Raw genomic sequence first — 20,538 nt, 5'->3', positions numbered from 1 at the left:
AGCTCACCGGGGCCCCACGGCGGCCACGTCAGCTCGCGCGCCGCGCAGTGCGCCACCGAGGGCGACGACGGAGAACGTGCTGGACGACGCGGCGGGGACCAGCGCGGTGAGCACCCGCTCACCGTTCTCGGCGAACAGTTCGACGGAGGACACGCGCTCGTTCAGCGCATCGATCCAGATGTCCCATCCGATCTCGTCCGGCCGATCGAGCCGCAGCGACGGGGTTCCGTCGAATCCTGGGGGCATCCCAACACCGGCGCGATCGAGTTCGATGCGCCCGCTCGCACGGTCCTGACCGATCACGACTCGACCCTCGCCCGACGCGGACTCGATGCGCAGTTCGATGCGCTGCGCATCGCCGAACGCCGCGGCGACACGGATCCGTGCGGCGCTCGCACTCCCCTCGGCGAGCACAGCGCTGCCCGCCAGATCGCCGAGGTCGAGGTGCTCGCCGGGGTCGACCTCGATGACCGGCTCCTGCCGCAGTCGCTCGACGCCGTCCTGGTCGCGGGTGAGCGAGAGCCGACGGGGAAGCGTCATCGCACTGCGGCGCTCAGCGGAGTCGTCGACGGGAATGCGCCCTGCGTACTCCCAGTTGTCCATCCAGGCGATGAGCGTCCGTTCGTGCCGACCGAGCCCGTCGAAGGTGACGCCGGCGTAGCAGTCCGGTCCGAAGTCGATCCAGCCGAATGCCTCCAGCTCCTCACGGGACTGGCTCCGGTCGGTCAACAGCTCCGGCTCGGGAGTCGCGTGGGGTGTGCCGGGGTGGAAGACCGTGCCGTCGAAGTCGCCCACGATGAAGTGCGTACCGGAACCGCCGGCGATGCCGCCGGGGTTCAGGCTGATCAACAGCACCCACCGCACGTCGTCCTCGTCGCCGTCGACGGCGAGCGGGAACATGTCCGGGCATTCCCAGACCCCGCCGACCGGGCCGGCCGGGCCGTAGGACGAGAGGAAGGTCCAGCTCTTGAGGTCGTCGGAGCGATGGAACAGCACCTGACGGTCCTGCGCCTCGACCGCCACCATCACCCAGTAGCCGTCGCCGCCGTCGTCGTAGCGGAACACCTTCGGGTCGCGGAAGTCGCTCGTGCCGCGGTCGAGCACGGGGTTGCCCTGGTACTTCGTCCAGACGAACCCGCCGTCGGTGCTGTACGCGAGCGCCTGCGCCTGGTGCCCTGGCGCCGCCGCCGTGTAGAGCGCGACCAGCGCCGGCTGCTCGGCCGTGCCGAATCCCGAGGTGTTGCCGTGGTCCACCACGACCGAGCCCGAGAATATCTGCGCATCGTCATCCCAGAGGATCGCCGGATCGTGCTCGGTCCACCGTGTCAGGTCGGTGCTCGTCGCGTGCCCCCAGCTGACGTTCGCGTGGGAGGTCCCCTGCGGGTTGCACTGGAAGTACAGGTGGTAGAGCCCGTCGTGGAAGACGAGCCCGTTCGGGTCATTCATCCAGTTGTTACGCGGGGCGAAGTGCATCCGCGGCCGGGGCATCACTTGCCGACACCCGCGGTGAGTCCTTCGCGCAGCGGCTTCTGCCCGAAGAAGAACACCAGGAGCGCGGGGATCATCGACAGGATCACACCGGCGAGCACCGTCGAGATGCTGCCGGTGCCGAGGTTGCCCTGCAGCGTCACGAGGCCGAGCGGCAACGTGAAGTTCTGGTCGCTGATGGTCATGATCAACGGTCGGAAGAACTCGTTCCAGTGATAGTTGAAGGCGAGGATGCCGACGATCGCGAGTCCGGGAGTCGCCAGCGGCAGGTACACGCCGAAGAACGTGCGCCAGGGCCCTGCTCCGTCGAGCTGCGCGGCCTCGCCCAGTTCGGTCGGGATGCCCATGAAGTACTGCCGCATCAGGAACGTGCCGAATGCGGTCGGCAACGCGGGCACGATCAGCGCGAGGAGGGTGTCGGCGAGACCCATGCCTCGCACCAGCATGAACACCGGGACGATCGTGACCTGCAACGGCACCATCATGGTCGCGAGGATGAGCGCGAACAGCAGCTTCTTGCTGCGGAACTCGAACTTCGCGAAGACGTAGCCGGCCATCGCGGCCGAGAGCATCTGCCCAGCGGCGATCAGCAGCACCACCAGGGCGCTGTTCCAGGCGTAGAGCCAGATGGGGATCTTGACGAAGACATCGGCGAAGGCCCCGAACCCGACGCTGACCTCCTGGGTCACGCTGTCGGTCGGCGAGAGCGCCGTGATCAGGGTCCAGACGACGGGCCCGAGGGTGAAGAAGACCGCCAGTGCGAGGATGACGAACTTGCCACCGGTGCCGAGGCGCGAGAGCGCGGAGCGCTTCGAAGTGATTGTCGTGGTCATGATGGCCTCACCCGTAGAAGACGAATCGGCGGCTCAGCCGGAATTGGATGGCCGTGACGAGCATGATGAGCAGCGTGAGCACGATTCCGATGGCTGACGCACCACCGAAGTCGAGCTGCCGGAAGGCTGATTCGTAGATCACCATCACGGCGGTGCGGGTCTCATCGCCGGGCCCGCCTCGGGTGAGCACCCACGGCTGATCGAAGATCTGCAGCGCGTTGATGATCGCCATGACGGATGCCACGAGCAGCGTGGGACTCACCAGCGGCAGCGTGATCATCCGGAACTGCGTCCACCCGGCTGCGCCGTCCAGGGAGGAGGCCTCGTAGACCTCCCTGGGGATCGCGGAGAGCCCTCCGATGAAGAGGAGGAAGGTGAACCCGAAGTTCTGCCACACGTAGACCAGCAGCACCACGACCTTCGCCCCGAGTCCTGTCGTCAGCCAGCCGACATCCGCGATGCCGATCAGATTGAGGGTCTGGTTCACCAGACCGAACTCCTGGTTGAACAGGTAGGCCATGATCAGCGACACGGACGCCGCGGAGAGGATCAGCGGGAAGAACAGCGACGAGCGGAAGAAGGTTCGCAGCCATGCCGGCATCCTCGATTGGACGAGGAGGGCGAGCACCAGGGCGACCGTGAGCTGCAGGGTCACCGCCACCACGACGAAGCCGATGGTGTTCAGGAACGACACGCTCACGGTCGGGTTGGTCGCGAGGTCGACGAAGTTGTCGACGCCGACGAACACCGGGTCGGAGATGATGTCCCAGCGGAAGAAGGCGAGGACGAACGAGCCGATGATCGGGACGAGGTTGAACAGGCCCAGTCCGATCAGGGTGGGGGCCAGGAAGATCCACACGATGAGTCGCCCGGATCGGGCAGCAGTGCCGGTCTCGCTCCTGGCGCCCCGCGGAACGGTGACGGTGCGGGTGGTGGTCTCGGACATCATCGTGCTCCCAACGCGAGCTCGAGGTCTCGCTGCATGGTCTCGAGCCCCCGGCGCACACCGGAAGGCCCGTTGGTGATGGTCGACACCACGTTCTTGAGCAGAGCGGATTCGACCGCGGCCTGCTGCGGCGGCGCCGGCATCGGGCCGGTGTCGGGGAACTTGTCGAGCGTGTCGTAGAAGACCTGCCAGTGATCGGGTCCGACCCCGGCGCCGTACAGCTTCGCATTGAGCGAGCGACGGGGCAGCGACGAATCCGGTCGAGGGTGCGCGATCGTCATGCCCTCGACGGACACGCAGTACTTGAGCCACTCCCACGCCTCGTCCTTGCGCGGCGAGGTCTCCATGATCGCGTAGCCGCCCGCGCCGAACTGATGGCGCTGCCCCGCCATCCGCGGGAAGTACGTCACGTCGTAGGCGTCGTTGGCCACGCCGGCCTCTTCGAGGCCTCGCACCCAGAATCCGCCAGCAGGAGTCATCCCGACCGATCCGGTCGAGAACAGGGACACGAGCTCGTTCCCGCCACCCTGGGCAGGGTTCGCGGCGAGGCCTTCGGAGACCATGCGCTCGAGCACGGAGAAGCTCTCGACCGCACGCTCGTTCAGCGCGTCGGCCTGCTGCCACACGTACCCGCCGCTCCGGGCCGGCTGGTCGGGGTAGAAGCGGTTCCAGAACCAGTCACCGCCGCTCGCCTTCTCCTCGCGCAGGAAGCTGGTGTTGTTGACGTAGAGCCAGGGCACGACGCCGCCCCACAGTCGGTTGTTCCAGAAGTACGGCAGGAACTGACCGGGGGCGCTCTTCTTCATCGCACGGGCCGTCGCGAAGAAATCGTCGAGCGTCCAGTCGTCGGCGGGGCGTTCGAGCCCAGCGCGCTCCATCGCCTGCGTGCTGTAGAACACGTTCGCCGCGTTGAAGTTGTCCGGCATCTGGAACAGGCTGCCCTGGTACATGAACGCCTCGATGAGCGTCGGGTTGACGTCGTCGAAGTACTCCTGCATCTCCGCAGCGTCCCTGCGCACGAAGTCGTCGAGCGGGTGCGCGAGGCGCGAGGCGAAGAGCTGCGCTCCCTCGGTCGCGACCGTCACGACGTCCGGGGGCGTGCCGGCGGCGATCATGGTGAGGATCTTCGCGAAGTACTCGCTCCAGTCCTGTCCCTGAATGGCGACGATGCGCACTTCGATGCCCGGATGCTTGCGCTGGAACCCGTCGACCAGCGCCTGCCGAGCGACTGCGTCCTGCGCGGTGCCGAAGAGCGCGACCGTCAGGACGTCCTTGCCACGTCCGGGGATATCGGCTCCGGTGAGCCGCGGCCACGAGACGACGGTGCCCACGATGCCCAGTCCGATCGCGCCGAACAGGGCCCTGCGAGTGAGATCAACCACGATGTTCTCTCCTGTGTTCCTGACTCCGCTGGCCGGTGGGATGTCACCCGAACTGCAGAGCTAAATTGATTCAGCACCGCCGAGGCTAGCATCGCGGAATCGAACGTGCAACGATTTTGCTGAATCAATTCACCACCACTGATTCCGTGGGCGGGCACCCACTGCCTAAGCTGGGATGACGTGACGGGAGGAAGCCGATGCCGAACAACCTGGATCGCAGGCCGACGCTCGCCGACGTCGCAACGCTCTCCGGCATGTCGAAGGCCGCCGTCAGCATGATCCTGAACGACCGACCTGGCTCTCGCCTCTCGGCCGACGCCACGCGACGGGTCAGGGCCGCCGCCGAGGAACTCGGCTACCGGCCGAACCCGGCAGCACAGAGCCTGCGGCTCGGAAAGACGAAGACGCTCGGGTTCATCTCCGATCAGATCACGGTGACCCGCTACGCATCCGAGATGATCCGGGGACTGCTCTCCGCGGCGAAGGAGCACGGCCACACCGTGCTCATCGCCGAGACGGAGGGCGACGACGCGACGATCTCAGACGAGATCCAGGCGATGATCGACCGCCGGGTCGACGGCATCCTGATCGGGCTCCTCGGTGCCCGCATGATCGAGGTGCCGCAGACGCCGCACGACGTCCCGGTCGTGATCGTGAACGGAACGTCGACGACCGGGCACGCCTCAGTGCTGCCTGACGAGCGCACCGCCGGTCACGCGATGGCGCACCTGCTCACCGAAGCCGGGCACCGCAGCATCGGCGTGATCGGCAACAACCCCCGTGCGGTCTCGTCTCCGCTGCACTCCGTCACCATCGGACCCCGGTTCGAAGGGATCGATGCCGCCTTCGACGAGGCCGGCGTGCAGCCCTTCGTCGTGGATGTCCTCGAATGGAATCCCGACATCGGCTACACCCGCACCCTGGAGATGCTCGACGAGCATCCCGAACTCACGGCGATCCTGGCCGGTAATGACGGCGTGGCGTTCGGCACCTACCAGGCGATCGCGGAGCGCGGACTGAGAGTGCCGGCCGACATCTCCGTCGCGTCGTTCGACGATGAGGAGCTGGCGAGCTTCCAGCGGCCGGGCCTCACGACCGCGCGGCTCCCCTACGACGTGATGGGACGCACGGCGGTCGAGATGCTCCTGGGCGAACGTCCGCTCGCTCCGGTGCTGATCCCCATGCCCGTCGTGATCCGCGATTCGATCCGCAACCTCTCCTGAGCGAGCCGGCACGGATGCGCGGCATCCGCCCGCCCGTCCACGCCGGCCGCCTCAGGACGACATCGTCCGCGGACCAGAGGGCCCGCGGACGCGCGACTCACGGAACCCGCGAACCCGACGTCTTCTCGCTGAGGAACTCGGCCGAGAGCGCCGTGTTCACGTACGTCGGAGTGAGCGTTCCCCCGGCAGTCGGGTACAGCCAGATCACCGGCAGGGACACGATGTTCCCGCTGCCGTTGAGCACGCCGGTGTACGTGTACTCGATGAGTCCCGATTCCCCCGGATCGGGAAGCGCACCCGTACGGACCCACCCGTTGAGCGTGCGCTCCTCGGCACGGTAGCTCGCCGGAGTCGGCACACCGTTCCCTGCTCCCCACTGCACGGTCACGGTGATCACCCCCGAGCGGTACGTGCCGGGCGCGACGTTCTCGCCGGTGTCGGCGTCGAACACGTTGAAGCCCACCGTCTGCCCCGTGTTCACCTGCACGCGGTTCGGCTGCACGACGGTGAAGGTCTGCACCGAGGTGCCGCCCTGCCACACCGACAGCCCGCCCCCGGGTGCCGGCTGCGGTGCTGCGACGCTCGCGGCCGCGAGCGGGGTCGAGACCGCGAGGGCGACGACCGGCGCCGACCATGCGGCAGCCTTGATGAACGTACGGCGGCCCGCCGAGCGCTCCGTCCCATCGATCCGTGTCTCCGACATGCTGGTGCCTCTCCAATGCTGTGAACGATCACGGCGCACGACTGCATCGGCGCTCGGGCTGCGAGCGCACGGATGCCGACCGGCGGCGTCGCGCCGGCGGCTCGTCGAGCGGGTCCTCGGGGTCGATGCCCCGGCTCCGGGAAGACGCTAACAACGGGGAGCCCTGCCCTGACACGGTTCCCGGAAAACCCACCAGGGTGAAACCCGGGTGAACCCGCGGTTCAGCCGGCCGCCGACCGCCTGACTATCGTGGAGAGGTGCCCGCTCCTCGATCATCCCGGCGGCTGTCGACCAGGGTGCTCCTGACGTGCGCAGCGCTCGCGGTGGTGCACGTGCTGCTGCACCTGAGCACGCTGCCACTGCTGACAGCACTCGCCGCCGTCGCGCCGCCCGCCTACGCGCTGGTCGCCGGCGTCCACAGCCTCATGCCCTTCCTCGCGCGCCGCATCACCGGGACGCCGGGTGCGGCCATCGTGACCAGCGGCATCGCGGCGCTGCTCGTGAGCGCGACCAGCTCCTCCGGGCTCATCGCCGCGATCCCGGTGCTGCTCGCCGGCTGCCTCATCGACCTGATGCTGTGGCGTACCGGCCCTTCGGGTGCAGCGGAGGTGCGCTACCTCGCGGCTGGCGCCGTCACCGCCGTCGTCCTGTTCGCCGTGTCGCTCGCGGTGTTCTCACCCGCGCATCGCACCCCGGTGATCATCATCGGCACGCTGCTCGGTCGCCTCGTCGGCGAAGCGATCGCCGTCGTGCTGTCCCGGCTGCTGGCCGGCGCGCTGGTTCGAGCCGGCGTCAGCGTCGGCCGACGGGCGGGCGATCACAACAGGCCGGCGTCGTAGGCCCGCGCGAGCGCTTCGTCGCGATTCGTGACCCCGAGGCGCTGGTAGAGCCCGCGCGCATGGGTCTTCATGGTGTTCAGCGAGAGGTGCGCGCTGGTCGCGATCTCGCGCAGGCTCCAACCCTTCTCGAACCCCTGCAGCACGATGCGCTGCTGCGGAGTGATGCGGATCGGCTGCTCGATGATGGTGAACGCGTCCCGCGCGCCGTGCGCATCCTCGACCACCTCGAGGTCGAGGAGGCGACGCTCCTGCGCCGGCACCGACAGGCCGGCGAGCCGGAGCCCGCTCCCGCCGATCGCGTCTCGCAGGTGCGCTGCGCTCTGCAGCGCCGCGCGTCGGTCGGAGAGGCGCAGCTGCGCCGGGGCGAGGATCGCCAGGGCATCGGCGCGGCTGCGGGGACTCAGCGGCTGGGCCAGGACGGATGCCGCGTGCCTGGCGGCGAGTTCGAAGGAGCCGTCGACCAGCTCGATCCTGGCTCGGGCGATCACGCCGGCCGGCTGCATGCCGTCGGATGCGGCGACCTGCGCGGCCTTCTGCGGTTGCCCGACGGAGAGCAGCAGTTCGACCTCGGCCTGCTCGAGCAACGGGTCGAGGACACTGCTCTCACCGAGCCAGTCCGCGTACCGCGCGCGGTCACGGCGCACCATGTCGATCGCGCTCAGGCGATCACCCCAGGCGAGGGCCGCGCGCGCCCTGGCGAAGGTCACGCCCGGGCCCCAGCTCTGCTCGGCGTTCACCGGCTGATCGAGGCCGGGCAGCAGCTCCTCCACCACGTCACGTTCCAACGACTCGATGGCGATCAGCGTGCGGGCGAGATCAGCGGTCAGTGCGATCCGGGACGCGAACCACCCATCGGCTCCCGGCGACCGGTCGTATCGTTCCACCCAGCGCCGCGCCTGATCCACGTCGCCGGCGAGCACGCTGAAGAACGCCGACTTCCCTGCGGCATCCGCTTCCACATAGGTGACTCTGGCGGTCGGGCCCCGTTCGTACGCGTCGCGGAGGCTGAGCATCGCGCCGGGGAGGTCGTCGGCGAGGCCGCGGGTGATGCCGGCCTGCAGCAGCGCGGCCGGGAGCCGAGCGGTCACGAGTGCCGGCTGATGCACCACCGCGATGCGACCGAACCGTTCGACGAGCTCGGCGAGCCGGATCGCTCTGGCCAGGCGGCCCCGCACCCGCAGCGCGATCATCCGCGCCGACACCACGCTCAGCAGGCTGAGCGCACGGTCGGACCGCGCGATCGCCTCGAGCGCGACCAGATCGCCGGCGTCTGGCACGACGACGTCGCCGAGCATGTGGTCGACGGCATCGGCCGAGGTGTGCAGGCGGATGTCGCGCACCGCCGCCGCCCGCGCATCGTGCTCGAACGCCCGCAGCGGAACGGCCCGCAGTGCGTCGTCGAGCAGCTCCCCCGGCTCGTCGAGCAGTGCCGACCAGTGCAGTCCCAGCAGCCCGACCGCACTGCGCCAGTCCCGGTGCTCGATCGCGGCCGAGAGCTGCTCGGCGATCTCCTCGACCGTCGAGTCATGCGATGAGGGCACGCCGTCGATCCCCGGCGGCGCGGGGAAGGAGCGGAGTTCGTCTCGTGTCTGCATCATGGTGCGCGGCGTCGGACGCCGATTCCATGGTGCCAGTATTCCGGTGAGACGTGGGCGTGTGCGCGCTATTCCTTCTTGCGCGTCACCACTCGCTGCAGCAGCACGAAGACCAGCAGGATGCCGCCGGTGATGATCGTGGTCATCTCCGGCGGGATGCCGCCGTCACGCGTGATGAGCACGGTCATGAGCCCGAGCACCAGCGCACCGATCACGGATCCGAGCACGTAGCCGTAGGCACCGGTGAGGACTGTGCCGCCGATGACCGCTGCTGCGATCGCGTCGAGCTCCCACCCGATGCCGGTGATGTTCTGAGCCGTGCCGAGGCGGGCCGTGTAGAGCACCGCGGCGAGGCCCGCGAGCGAGCCGCTGATCACGTAGACGAGCACCTTGGTGCGCGGCACGGGCAGACCCATCAGCAGCGCGGAGTTCTCGGAGCCGCCGATCGCGTAGACGGTGCGCCCCGTGCGCGTGCGGTGCAGCACGAAGAAGGCGACGAGCACGACGACGATCGCGATGATCACGGCCGGGGTGATGACGAGGTCGTTCACCTTCGGTCCGTCGATGATCTTGATCTTCTCGGCGATCACACGGATCGGCGAATCCGCCGGCAGCTGCTCCGGCTTGGTGCTCAGCAGGGACGCGAGACCGCGCCCGAGGAACATCATGGCGAGCGTCGCGATGAACGGCTGCACGTTGAAGTACCGGATCAGGATGCCGGAGACGAGCCCGAACAGCCCGCCGATGGCGATCATGAGCACGATCACGACGAGCGGATTCCACCCCGCGTTCGAGAGCATGACTCCCGCGACGGACGACACCGCGATGACCGAGCCGACCGAGAGGTCGATGCCGCCGGTGAGGATGACGAAGGTCAGCGCGACCGCAAGCACGATGAGGTGCGCGTTGTTGATCAGCAGGTTCGACAGCGTGCTCGCCTGCACGATCTTCCCGTAGGCGACCTCGCCGTAGACGATCATGCCGACGAAGATGATCACCGAGGCGATGGTGGGGACGACCGACGGATTCGCCGTGAGCTGGCGACGCATCCGATCGACGAAGCTCGGGCCGGCACTCTGGACTGGTGCTGCTGCGATGACGCTCATGCTGCGGCCTCCTTCACGATCTCGACTCGCGGTGCAGGCGTCTGCGCCTTCTTGCGACGTTGGAACCAGCTGCGCACCCGCTCGGACTGCAGCAGGCAGATGGCGACGATCACGATCGCCTTGAATGCCGGGGTGGCCGACGACGAGACGCCGAGGAACAGCACGGTCTTGTCGAGGGTCGCGATCAGGAGGGCGCCGACGAAGGCGCCGCTGAGCGAGAACTTGCCACCCGCGAGCGAGGCGCCGCCGATGACGACGGCGAGGATCGCGTCCAGCTCGAGCTGGTACCCGGTGCGGGAGATGTCGACGGTCATGACGCTGCCGACCGACATCACTCCGGCGATGCCGGCAAGGATGCCGCTCAGCACGTAGGTCGTCAGCAGGAGGCCCTTCGGCTTGATCCCGGCCATCCGGCTCGCCCTGGGGTTGATGCCGATGGCCTCGATCATGAGGCCGAGGGCGCTGCGTCGCACCACCCACGCGACGACCAGGACGATCAGCACGGCGAGGATGAAGACCACCGGGATGCCGATCACGAAGCCGTTCGCGATCCAGCGGAACGGATCGCTCGACGCCGCCGTGTTCTGGCCGCCGGTGATGACCTTGGCGATGCCGCGCCCGGCGAGCATCAGCACGAGCGTCGCGATGAAGGGTTGCAGCCCGACGTAGGCGACGAGGATGCCGTTCACCGCGCCGAGGATGGCGGTGACGAGCAACGCGAGCCCCACGGCGGAGAGCGCGACGCCGACCGAGCCGGAGTCGTCGGCTGCCGCGAGGAACTCCATCGAGACCGCGCCGGCGACCGCCATCAGCGATCCCACCGAGAGGTCGATGCCGCCCGTCGCGATCACGAGCGACATGCCGACCGCGATCATCATGATGGGCGCTGCCTGGCGGAGGATGTCGACCAGGTTGCCGACGAGGTTGCCGTTGTTCGGGTTGATCGAGATCGCGAGATAGGTCGGATCCTTGAGCACGTTCAACGCGAGCAGCGCGACGATCGCGACGATGCCCCAGAAGAACGGCTTGCGGATCAGGTCGCGCCACACGGACGCACGAGCGGATGCGCTCATCGGGTCTCCCCCTCAAGGGTCTCGGACTGCACGTCGGAAGCGGCGGCGGGTGCGACGTGGACGACCTCGATCGCGTCGAGCTCCTGCTCGAGCGTCGTCGCTGCGGCCTCCACACCGTGGGCGGCGATCACGTCGACGATCTCCTGCGCTGTGACATCGGGACCGTTCTGGATCTCACCGATCTTGCTGTGGTCCTTGAGCACGACGATCCGCTCCGACAGGCGCACGACCTCTTCGAGCTCGGACGAGACGAAGACGACAGCGACGCCCTGGTCCGCGAGCTCTGCCACGGCCTCCTGGATCTCGGCCTTCGCACCGACGTCGATGCCTCGGGTGGGCTCATCCAGGATGAGCAGTTCCGGCTCAGTCGCGAGCCAGCGCCCGAGGAGCACCTTCTGCTGGTTGCCGCCGGAGAGGTTCTTGATCATCCGCTCCGGGTCGGCAGGGCGCACGTTGAGGGCGGTGATGTACTTGTCGACGATCGCGTCCTGCTCCTTGCGCGGCATCGGCCGTGCCCACCCGCGCTTGGCCTGGACGGCGAGGATGATGTTCTCGCGGATGGTGAGGTCGCCGATGATGCCCTCGTCCCGACGGTTCTCGGTCGAGAAGGCGATGCGGTGCGAGAGCGCGGCAGACGGCGACGTGAGGTCGACCTTGCGCCCCTTGACGGTGATCTGGCCGGACTCGCTGCGATCTGCGCCGTAGAGCAGGCGCGCGAGCTCGGTGCGTCCGGAGCCGAGGAGCCCGGCGAAGCCGACCACCTCTCCTGGACGGATGTCGAGGTCGGTGGCGTGCACGGCGCCGGTGCGGGAGATGCCGGATGCCGAGAGGAAGGTCGCCTCGTCGGCGTCGCGCGGGGTGGTGCGGCGGTTGCCGCCGAGCGACTTCAGGGTGTCGAGGTCCTTGCCGATCATCCGGGAGATGAGCGCATGCCTGTCGAGGTCGCGGGTGAGGTACTCGCCCTCGTACTGGCCGTTGCGCAGGACCGTGAGACGGTCGCTGATCGCGTAGATCTGGTCGAGGAAGTGCGAGACGAAGAGGATCGCGACGCCCTGGTCGCGCAGGGTGCGCATCACGGTGAAGAGGCCTTCGACCTCTGCGGCGTCGAGGCTGGACGTCGGCTCGTCGAGGATGAGGACCTTGGCCTTGATCGCCATGGCACGGCTGATCGCCACGAGTTGCTGCATCGCGATCGAGAGCGTCGAGAGCGGCTGGCGGGTGTCGAGGTGGTCGAGCCCGAGACGGGCGAGCGCCTCGGTGGCGGCGCGGTGCGTGGCCCGCCAGTTGACGCCGAGCGCTCCGCGCACCTCGTGCCCGAGCATGACGTTCTCACCGATGGTGAGGTTGGGGGCGAGGTTCACCTCCTGGTAGACGGTCGAGATCCCCGCGGCCTGCGCGTCGCCGGTGCCGCCGAAGCTGCGCTCCTGCCCGGCGACGACGATCGATCCGGCGTCGATCCGGTAGACACCGGTGAGGGCTTTGATCAGCGTCGACTTGCCGGCGCCGTTCTCACCCATGAGTGCGTGCACCTCACCCTGGAAGAGGCGGAAGTCGACTCCGTCGAGCGCCTTCACTCCGGGGAATTCGATGGTGATCCCGCGCATCTCGACGATGGGCAGTTCTTCGTTCATCGTTGTCTCTCCGTCTGTCCGGTCTCGAGGGCGGCGCGGGGGCGCCGCCCTCGAGATCACGGGGTGGTGCTCAGTACTTGCGGTCCGCCAGAACGGCCTTGGCCGCATCCGCCGAGTCGAACGCCTCGCTCGGAACGATGATGTACGACTCGACCTTGTCACCGGCGAGGGCCTTCTTGACGACGTCGAGTGCGGTCTCACCGAACAGCGGGTTGTACTCGTGCACGTAGCTGAGCTGACCGTCGGCGAGCGCCTGCATCGCGTTCTTGGTGCCGTCGATCGTGGCGATCTTCACGTCGGTGCCGATCTTCAGACCGGCTTCCTCTGCGGCCTGGGCTGCGCCGAGACCCATCTCGTCGTTCTGGGCGAAGACGAACTGGATGTCGTTGTTGTTGGCCTTGAGCATGGTCTCGAAGACGCTCTTGCCCTCTTCAGCCGACCAGTTGGCGGTCTGCGCGTCGACCTTGTTCAGCGAGGAGCCACCGAGGCCCTCGTCGAAGCCCTCGTTGCGCTCGTTGACGACGCCGACGCCGGCGGGGCCTTCGAGGACCACGTAGTTGCCGCCGTCGGGGAACTCGGCCGCGGCCCAGGTTCCGACCTCCTTGGCGACCTCGACGTTGTCGGGCGCGATGCGGGTGACGTACAGGCTCGTGTCGTCGGGCTCGATGCCGCGGTCGAGCAGGATCACCGGGATCTCGGCCTCCTGTGCGAGCTTGAGGGAGTCCTCCCAGCCGCTGGCCTCGGTCGCCGACAGGAGGATCACGTCGACGTCCTCGTCGACGAACGACGTGAACGCGTCGATCTGCGACTTCTGGTCGAGGTTCGTGGCGGGGGCGTACTTCAGGTTGAAGCCGGCCTCTTCCGTGAACGTGTCCTGGATGTTGCTCTCGTTCGCCTGGCGCCATGCACCCTCGGGGCCGACGGCGACGAAGCCGACCGTGGTGAGGTCGCCCGAGTCGCCGGAGTCACCGGCGTCGTCGCTTCCTCCGCTCGAGCATGCGGCCAGACCGAGCGCGAGCGCGCCGACGGCGACGAGCCCCAGAACTGTACGAGTGCGCTTCATTGCAGACATTTGATCTCCTCCTCGAGATTCCGGGTCGTTTCCCGGGGGTGGACCGTCACGGTCCGGATGTGATGACAGGACGCCTGGGAGGGCGTCGCGTGGATCATGTTACCGGGAACAATTTTCGGAACACAAGCGCTTCTGACGATTCGGGGGCGGTTCGTGATGAATTCGTTGTTACCGGACACACTTCAGTCGTCCAGAGGATCCAGTTCTGCGGCGATCAGCTCCACGACGCTGTCGACCGTCACCGCCGGGCCGTTGCTGAGCTCACCGATCTTGTCGCGGTCCTTGAGCACCACGATCCGGTCGCTGAGGCGCACGACCTCTTCGAGCTCCGACGAGATGAAGACCACGCCGACATCGTCTCCGGCGAGCTGGCTGACGCGTCGCTGGATGTCGAGCTTGGCTGCGATGTCGATGCCGCGGGTGGGTTCGTCGAGGATCAGCACGTGCGGCCTGGTCGCCAGCGCGCGCGCCAGCAACAGCTTCTGCTGCGTGCCTCCCGAGAGGTGGCCGGCCGGTCTCCCGAGATCCGCCGGATCCAGGTGCAGCGTCTCGACGTAGGTGTCGGCGAGCGCAGCGATCTCCGACGGCGACAGCGGTCTCGTCCAACCGCGCAGCGCCTGCAACGAGAGCACGATGTTCTCGCGCGCGCTGAGGTCGGCGATGATGCCGTCCGCCCTCCTGTTCTCGACCGACATCGCGATGCGGGTCTTGAGTGCGGCCGATGGACTGCGCAGCTGCACGCGTTCGCCGTCGACCCTGAGCTGCCCGCTGTCCGCACGGAGCGATCCGCCGAGCAAAGACGCGAGCTCGGTGCGCCCGGAGCCGCGGAGCCCCGCGAGTCCGACGATCTCTCCCCGGTACACGTCGATGTCGGTGGGATCGAGCTCTCCGCGGCGACCGACACCCGTCGCTCGCAGGGCGGGTTCGCCATCGGCCGCGTAGTGGTGCGCCTTTCGTTCCGAACCGAGCGCGCGCAACGCCTCGAGGTCCTTGCCCAGCATCTGCGAGATGAGATCCGCACGCTCGAGCTCGCGGGTCGGCGTCTCCGCGATCCGACGCCCGCCGCGCAGCACCGTCATCCGGTCGCTGATCGCGAAGGCCTGCTCGAGGAAGTGCGAGACGAACAGGATCGCGACGCCGCGGTCACGGAGCCCTCTGATCACCCGCATCAGCAGATCGACCTCTGGGCGGTCCAGGCTCGACGTCGGCTCGTCGAGGACGAGGATGCGGGGATCGTCGACCATCGAGCGGGCCAGTGCGACCAGCTGCTTCTGCGCGGGCGACAGCATCGCCATCGGTGTCCGCGGGTCCATGTCGTCCAGGCCGAGCCGGGACAGCGCGTCCGCGGCATCCGCCCTCGTGCGCTTCCAGTCGATGCCGAAGCGTCCGCGGCGTTCGCGCCCGAGCATGACGTTCTCCGCCACGCTCAGCGTCGGCCCGAGCTGGGTCTCCTGGAACACCGTCGCGATGCCGGCAGCCCGCGCATCGGCGACGCCGGAGAACCGACGCTCCTCGCCCGCCACGACGACGGTGCCGGCGACCGGGGTGCGCGTTCCGGTGAGCACGCCGATCAGCGTCGACTTGCCGGCCCCGTTCTCGCCCATCAGCGCATGCACCTCGCCGGGGAACAGCCGGAAATCGATGTCGTCGAGCGCGACGACATCGGAGAACTCGACGCGGATGCCAGTGAGTTCGACGATCGGGGCGGGGGTGCGCGCCGTCATCAGCGCACCTGCCGGGGAGCGGCGCTGGAGCTGCGCGCGACGAGTTCGGTCGGGATGCGCGTCAGCTTCGGCAGCTCGCGCTCTTCGAGAGCCGCTCGGAGCATCTCGACGACGGCGGCGCCGAGCGCGGCGAAGTCCTGCCTGACCGTGGTCAGCGGCGGCAGGAAGTGGCGGGCGAGCGGCACGTCGTCGAAGCCGACCACGCTGAGGTCCTTCGGAACCTCGAATCCCCGGTCGTGCAGTCCGTGGATGAGACCGATCGCCATGTCATCGTTCGCCACGAACACAGCCGTGTAGTCGGGCAGTCGGGTGAGACCCTTCGCGAAGTCGTAGGTGAAGTCGGCGGTCCAGTCGCCGACCACGATGGGGCGTTCGCGGATGCCCCAGGACTTCGCCCTGGTGTGGAACGCCCGTTCGCGGGCTCTCGCGTCGAGCCAGTCGAGCGGACCAGCGATGTGCAGGATGTCACGGTGGCCGAGGGCGACCAGATGATCCACCACGAGCGAGGTACCCGCGTGCTGATCGATCGAGACGGTGAGGAAGGTGGGGTCTGCATCCGCCTTGACGACGAGCATCGGGACGCTCAGCGAGATGCGCCGGAGCGCCGCCACCGACGACGACCGGGGAGCGATCACGCACAGCGCATCGACGCCCTGCGTGGTGAGGTTGTCGACGGCGTCCTGGGGTGTCAGGCTGTCGCCCTCATGCAGCGCGACGGCGGTGACCGAGTAGCCAGAGGTGCGCGCGGCCATCTCGACGGCGCGCAGGATGCTGGTCGGCCCGAACGACACGGCGCTCTCGATGATGACGCCGATGCGATGGGTGCGCTGGGTCGCGAGCGCCCTGGCCACCATGTTCGGGCGGTAGTCGAGCTCCTCGATCGCCTCCAGCACGCGGCGCCGAGTGTCCGGCTTGATGTTCGGATGGCCGTTCAGCACCCGCGACACGGTCATGTGCGAGACACCGGCGAGATCTGCCACATTGCGGATACCGGGCTTGTCGGAGCCGAGGTTGGGCATGAGCACCTCCGTCGGTCCAGCCTGCAGAGATGTTACCGAGAACAGCGCCAGGCGTGCAATCGGAGGGCCGGAGGCCTCGACGAGGGAAGGCCCCGCGGACAGCATCCGCAGGGCCCTCCCGTCGCGATGATCAGCCGCAGGAGCCGGCGAGGTAGGCCACCTGCATGTTCTCGGTGACGCGCGTGCCGCCGACATCGGCACCCAGCGCCACCTGCACGCTGCCCGCAGGGAACGAGGCGAGCCTGGTGGCCTGCGCGATCGCCGAGGAATGCGCACCCGGCGCGACTCCGACGAGCGACTTCGTGCCGTACGGCGTCGTCAGCGTGATGTCGGTGGCGACGTCTCCCGTGTTGGTCACCGAGAGCACCAGCTGCGCCTTGCCCGCGACGCAGCGCACCGTGCTCGCCACGGTCGCGCTGAGCGCGGGCTCCGCCGCATCGACGAAGGCGAGCGTGTAGGTGCGCGTCGCACCCGACGGTGCTGTGACGACGATCGTCGACTCCCCGTCGGCATCCGGCTGCGCGACCTGCACCGTCCCCGCACGATCGACGGCGACCGCGCGAACGGTGGGGCGCTCACCCGCCACCCATGGCACCTCGTACTCGGTGGTCTCGGGCGAGAAGCCGGCGAGCGGCGTGCCGTCGAGCGACACCGTGGCGAGCGCGGCGACCGACGAGACGCCAGGAGCCGAGGCGGAGAGCTCGACCTCGGACACGACCAGGTGGGTCGCGGAGCGCGCGTTCATCACGACGCGCACCGCATCAGCCTGCACACCCTGCATCGGCACCTCGACGATCGGCGCCGAGCCGTCTGCGGGCACCGGCACATCGACCGCACCGAGCGAGGTCCATGCCCCGGTGCCCAGGCGGTACTCGACCGACAGCGACTGGGGCCACGTGTTCGACGAGCCGTCCTTGTAGAAGTGGAGCTTCGCGGTCTGCATGGTCGAGCTCGCGGCGAGCACGTAGGTCAGCGTGTCCTGCGCGTTCTTGGTGCCGGACTTCCAGTTCGACCAGCCCTTGTCGGTCGTCACACCGTTCTTGGTGCGATCGACGCCGTAGCTCGAACTCTCGGTGAACGTGGCTGATGCCATGCTCGCCGGTGCGACGTTCGCCGCCGTCGGCGTGGTGACGATCACCGAGAGCGTCGCCGTCAGTGCTGCGCCGCCGGGCGCCTGTGCGCGCCCGGACACCGTGACGACTCCGGGGTTCGCGAGCGACGCGGTCGTCACCCCGTCCCAGTCCCACGTGACGGCCGTGTCGACGCGCTGATCCGTCGAGCCGACCACCGCGGGGACCGTGCCGGGAGCAGCCGCCCGAACGGTGGCGAGCGGCGCACCGGCGTAGGTCGTCACGGACACGGGCTCGGTGAAGCCGACGCTGCCGACCTCGACCGTCGCGGTCGCCTGGAAGGCCGCGCCGAACAGGTCGGTGCCGGTGCCGGTCACGGTGCGGGTGCCGATCGTGGTCCAATCGATGCCGGTCGTCGCCCACGTCACCGCAGCAGTCCGTTCGATGCCGCCGCGGTACACCAGGGTCGCGGTGGCGGGGAGCACCGGAGCGATGCCGGGAGCAGTGCCGGTGGCGACACCCTTCACCGAGAGCATCGCGGTGTCGGCGAGCGTCCACCGCTGGTTCGACCCGTCGTTCGACGTCCACAGCCCGACGCTCGCACCATCGGCGCTGCTCTGACCGTTGACGTCGAGCACCCGCTCATTCGAGACGCTGAGCAGCGAGAAGGTCGTGCCGTCGGTGGTCGACGAGATCCATTGCAGCGCAGGATCGGATGCCGCATCCTCCGCGCTCGCATTGACGACGGTGACCGCGCCGCCGGACTCGGCGAGATAGCGGCCGTCTGCCGCCCGCAGGGCGAAGCGATGACGGTCCGTTCCCTCTCCCTCGAGGCTCTGCACGGTCCAGGTCTGCGCGGTGGCGGCATCCGGGGTGGTCGCCGAGGTGCGGATGACGGCACCGGCAGTGCTCGCCGCCAGCGCCTTGCCGCTCTGCACGCCGAAGAGCTGGTAGCTGTGCCCGTCGCGCAGGGCGGTGGCGGAGTCCGCAACACCCGAGACGCCGGCGACGAGGAGCGTGGTGACCGACTTCGCCGGCACCGTGATGGTCGCGGTGCGGGTCGCGGCGTCGACCGCCACGGCGTCACCCTGCACGAGGGCGTTGCTCTCGGGGTCCTCGGTCGTCGACTGCGTGGTCACGACCGGGGTCACCGTGGCACCCGGCGCAATGGTGCCGAAGCGCGAGAGGTCGACCGTGATCCGACGCTCGGTTGGCTCGGAGTTGACGTGGACGAGCGTGAGGCCGTCGCCGTCGCCGTCGACCGCTGCGGTCGTCTGCGCGTTGTCGGTCGGGATCAGCGAGTCACCCGGCTGGATGTAGTGCGTGAAGTTGCGCACCGTGTTGTACTTCGCGTTGGTCTGCACCGTGCAGCTCGGATCGGCCGCGCCGTCGGCGATGCGCCGCACGGAGTCGCCGTCGGCGTTGCAGTCGAAGTCGACGAACACGGACCCCCAGTTCTTCTTCTCGACCTTCTCCATGTTGTAGGTGTCCTCGACGGGCTGCCAGAAGACCCAGGCGCTCGGCTCGAGCTCGCGCAGGTCGTTCACGATCTGCCCGGCCATGCCGAGGCCGTTCTCGATGTTGGTGAGGTTGTAGCCGGTGCCGTCCCAGTCGCCCTCGACCTCGCTCATCCAGAGCGGCTTGCCGGCGCTCTTCGCGATGTCACGCACCACGAGCCGGCCGGAGGTGCCGTAGGTGTGCACGTTCAGCTGCGTGACCTCGGACTTGGCCTCGTCGCTCCAGGCGTTCCAGTTCGTCGCGAAGATGCCGGGGTTGGTCTCGTCCATCGCAGAGATGGGGACGTCGGTGGTGGTGCCGGCTTCGGCCAGTCGCGCGGCGAGGACCTTGATCATCTGGTCCTGCGCGGCGGGTCCGACGTGCGCGCCCTCCTGGCGGCTCGCCGACGTGGGCCAGCCGTTCCCGCCCAACGTCGTGGACCAGTAGTTGGTGTTCGGCTCGTTGAACGGGTCGAGGCTCTCGAAGTCGATGCCGTGGTCCTGCTCGATGCGCTCGACCACCGTGACGAGGTAGTCCGCGAACGCCTCCATGTCGGCGGGCGCCAGCTGCTCGGTCGTCCCGCTGCCGATGCCGCCCGACACGTAGCCGCTCTGCGTGAGGAAGTAGGGCGGGGAGTTGCTGAACGCCTCCCAGTGCGTGATCTTGTCCTTGAGCGCGTCGATCCACCAGCGCTGCGTGGCATCCGCATCGAAGTCGTAGCTCGCCGGGTCGTCGCCGTCCCAGGCCGCACGATAGGCGGCACGGTCGGCGTAGGTCGAGCTGGCCAGGTCGGGGTTCCACCAACCGTCGACCGCACCACCGGGGCGCAGGTAGCCGGGCACATCGGTCGCGTTGCCGCCGCCGATGTTGTACCTGGCGATGTTGAGGTTCAGGCCGTCCTCGCCGAACACCTTGTCGAGGAGGTCCTGACGGACGTCATCCGGATACCCGCCAGTGGCGTTGGCGAACCAGACCAGACTCGTGCCCCAGCCCTCGAACGGGTCGGAGGCGTACGCCGGGTTGGGAGTGATGGTCAGGGGGACGGCGGCTGCGACAGCCGCTGGGCTTCCCGTGACGAGCATGCCGGCGGCGATGGCGCCGATCCCGAGCGCGGAAATGGTTCTCTTCGACTTCATCGTCTGTCCTCAGAGTGTGTTGACGTCAACAGTGAGCGGTAACAATGAGCATAGGGATGCCCCCAGTCGACGTCAACCGGCGCTCGCGCATCCCATCAGCGAGCACCCGCGGCCCCGGTGAGGTGGCGCAGACTGCCGCATCCCACCCCGCGAAGCGGCAATTCGCGACCCCTGCAGGAGACGAGGTGGCACAGACTGCCG

The 20,538-nt window shown here is 68.4% G+C and carries 15 protein-coding genes; 2 read left to right on the top strand and 13 right to left on the bottom strand.

Annotation, left to right across the window (positions count from 1 at the left end; translation table 11 throughout):
- Positions 1–3: 3 nt before the first annotated feature.
- Genes RS83_RS03340 through RS83_RS03325 form a run of 4 tightly spaced genes read right to left on the bottom strand, consistent with a single transcriptional unit; the run spans position 4 to position 4,649 of the window.
- The gene (locus RS83_RS03340) at positions 4–1,488 is read right to left on the bottom strand and encodes a glycoside hydrolase family 32 protein (RefSeq protein WP_045278093.1); all 1,485 of its coding nucleotides are present in this window, start codon (positions 1,486–1,488) and stop codon (positions 4–6) included.
- A complete protein-coding gene (locus RS83_RS03335) occupies positions 1,488–2,321 on the bottom strand; it encodes a carbohydrate ABC transporter permease (protein WP_045278092.1) in 834 nt (277 codons plus the stop codon). Before RS83_RS03335 ends, RS83_RS03340 begins: the two co-directional genes overlap by 1 nt.
- Positions 2,322–2,328: 7 nt before the next feature.
- The gene (locus RS83_RS03330; protein WP_197072053.1) at positions 2,329–3,267 is read right to left on the bottom strand and encodes a carbohydrate ABC transporter permease; all 939 of its coding nucleotides are present in this window, start codon (positions 3,265–3,267) and stop codon (positions 2,329–2,331) included.
- Positions 3,267–4,649: an ABC transporter substrate-binding protein gene (locus RS83_RS03325; RefSeq protein ID WP_156153100.1), complete on the bottom strand. Its 1,383-nt coding sequence runs from the start codon at positions 4,647–4,649 to the stop codon at positions 3,267–3,269. Before RS83_RS03325 ends, RS83_RS03330 begins: the two co-directional genes overlap by 1 nt.
- 197 nt (positions 4,650–4,846) lie before the next feature.
- Between RS83_RS03325 and RS83_RS03320 the strand changes: the two genes are divergently transcribed.
- Positions 4,847–5,872: a LacI family DNA-binding transcriptional regulator gene (locus RS83_RS03320; RefSeq protein WP_045278090.1), complete on the top strand. Its 1,026-nt coding sequence runs from the start codon at positions 4,847–4,849 to the stop codon at positions 5,870–5,872.
- Between the two features lie 97 nt (positions 5,873–5,969).
- Here RS83_RS03320 and RS83_RS03315 read toward each other — a convergent pair whose 3' ends face one another.
- Positions 5,970–6,575: a hypothetical protein gene (locus tag RS83_RS03315; protein ID WP_045278089.1), complete on the bottom strand. Its 606-nt coding sequence runs from the start codon at positions 6,573–6,575 to the stop codon at positions 5,970–5,972.
- Between the two features lie 257 nt (positions 6,576–6,832).
- On the opposite strand from RS83_RS03315, the gene RS83_RS03310 reads away from it, so the two are divergent.
- Positions 6,833–7,414: an ECF transporter S component gene (locus RS83_RS03310; RefSeq protein WP_045278088.1), complete on the top strand. Its 582-nt coding sequence runs from the start codon at positions 6,833–6,835 to the stop codon at positions 7,412–7,414.
- On the opposite strand, the gene RS83_RS03305 is transcribed toward RS83_RS03310, so the two are convergent.
- The 8 genes from RS83_RS03305 to RS83_RS18480 form a co-directional block, all read right to left on the bottom strand.
- Positions 7,393–9,012, bottom strand: coding sequence for a LuxR C-terminal-related transcriptional regulator (locus RS83_RS03305; RefSeq protein WP_045278087.1), 1,620 nt, complete (start codon positions 9,010–9,012; stop codon positions 7,393–7,395). The two genes, RS83_RS03310 and RS83_RS03305, sit on opposite strands and share 22 nt — an antisense overlap.
- Before the next feature lie 65 nt (positions 9,013–9,077).
- Entirely contained in the window at positions 9,078–10,115 is a 1,038-nt protein-coding gene (locus RS83_RS03300; RefSeq protein ID WP_052678806.1) for an ABC transporter permease, read from the bottom strand.
- Positions 10,112–11,188 (bottom strand): ABC transporter permease, encoded by a 1,077-nt coding sequence (locus RS83_RS03295; protein WP_045278086.1) that lies wholly within the window; start codon positions 11,186–11,188, stop codon positions 10,112–10,114. Before RS83_RS03295 ends, RS83_RS03300 begins: the two co-directional genes overlap by 4 nt.
- Entirely contained in the window at positions 11,185–12,819 is a 1,635-nt protein-coding gene (locus RS83_RS03290; RefSeq protein ID WP_082071499.1) for a sugar ABC transporter ATP-binding protein, read from the bottom strand. The genes RS83_RS03295 and RS83_RS03290 overlap by 4 nt, the downstream gene beginning before the upstream one ends.
- Before the next feature lie 70 nt (positions 12,820–12,889).
- Positions 12,890–13,891 (bottom strand): substrate-binding domain-containing protein, encoded by a 1,002-nt coding sequence (locus tag RS83_RS03285; protein WP_045278085.1) that lies wholly within the window; start codon positions 13,889–13,891, stop codon positions 12,890–12,892.
- A 182-nt stretch (positions 13,892–14,073) separates the two neighbouring features.
- Entirely contained in the window at positions 14,074–15,615 is a 1,542-nt protein-coding gene (locus RS83_RS03280; RefSeq protein ID WP_045278084.1) for a sugar ABC transporter ATP-binding protein, read from the bottom strand.
- Entirely contained in the window at positions 15,615–16,634 is a 1,020-nt protein-coding gene (locus RS83_RS03275) for a LacI family DNA-binding transcriptional regulator (protein ID WP_045278083.1), read from the bottom strand. Before RS83_RS03275 ends, RS83_RS03280 begins: the two co-directional genes overlap by 1 nt.
- 130 nt (positions 16,635–16,764) lie before the next feature.
- Complete coding sequence (locus tag RS83_RS18480) at positions 16,765–20,337, bottom strand: glycoside hydrolase (RefSeq protein WP_082071498.1); 3,573 nt, start codon at positions 20,335–20,337, stop codon at positions 16,765–16,767.
- Positions 20,338–20,538: the final 201 nt, after the last annotated feature.

It is taken from the genome of Microbacterium oxydans (genome assembly GCF_000956525.1).
Taxonomy (GTDB): Bacteria; Actinomycetota; Actinomycetes; order Actinomycetales; family Microbacteriaceae; genus Microbacterium; species Microbacterium oxydans_A.
This window is presented reverse-complemented; position numbering and strand designations above follow the sequence as displayed.

Excerpts from the sequence above, each read along its gene's own strand:
- RS83_RS03335 (WP_045278092.1), bottom strand. The coding sequence starts at position 2,321 with ATGACCACGACAATCACTTCGAAGCGCTCCGCGCTCTCGCGCCTCGGC.
- RS83_RS03315 (WP_045278089.1), bottom strand. The coding sequence starts at position 6,575 with ATGTCGGAGACACGGATCGATGGGACGGAGCGCTCGGCGGGCCGCCGT.
- RS83_RS03320 (WP_045278090.1), top strand. The coding sequence starts at position 4,847 with ATGCCGAACAACCTGGATCGCAGGCCGACGCTCGCCGACGTCGCAACG.
- RS83_RS03300 (WP_052678806.1), bottom strand. The coding sequence starts at position 10,115 with ATGAGCGTCATCGCAGCAGCACCAGTCCAGAGTGCCGGCCCGAGCTTC.
- RS83_RS18480 (WP_082071498.1), bottom strand. The coding sequence starts at position 20,337 with ATGAAGTCGAAGAGAACCATTTCCGCGCTCGGGATCGGCGCCATCGCC.
- RS83_RS03285 (WP_045278085.1), bottom strand. The coding sequence starts at position 13,891 with ATGTCTGCAATGAAGCGCACTCGTACAGTTCTGGGGCTCGTCGCCGTC.
- RS83_RS03340 (WP_045278093.1), bottom strand. The coding sequence starts at position 1,488 with ATGCCCCGGCCGCGGATGCACTTCGCCCCGCGTAACAACTGGATGAAT.
- RS83_RS03275 (WP_045278083.1), bottom strand. The coding sequence starts at position 16,634 with ATGCCCAACCTCGGCTCCGACAAGCCCGGTATCCGCAATGTGGCAGAT.
- RS83_RS03290 (WP_082071499.1), bottom strand. The coding sequence starts at position 12,819 with ATGAACGAAGAACTGCCCATCGTCGAGATGCGCGGGATCACCATCGAA.
- RS83_RS03330 (WP_197072053.1), bottom strand. The coding sequence starts at position 3,267 with ATGTCCGAGACCACCACCCGCACCGTCACCGTTCCGCGGGGCGCCAGG.
- RS83_RS03295 (WP_045278086.1), bottom strand. The coding sequence starts at position 11,188 with ATGAGCGCATCCGCTCGTGCGTCCGTGTGGCGCGACCTGATCCGCAAG.
- RS83_RS03280 (WP_045278084.1), bottom strand. The coding sequence starts at position 15,615 with ATGACGGCGCGCACCCCCGCCCCGATCGTCGAACTCACTGGCATCCGC.
- RS83_RS03305 (WP_045278087.1), bottom strand. The coding sequence starts at position 9,012 with ATGATGCAGACACGAGACGAACTCCGCTCCTTCCCCGCGCCGCCGGGG.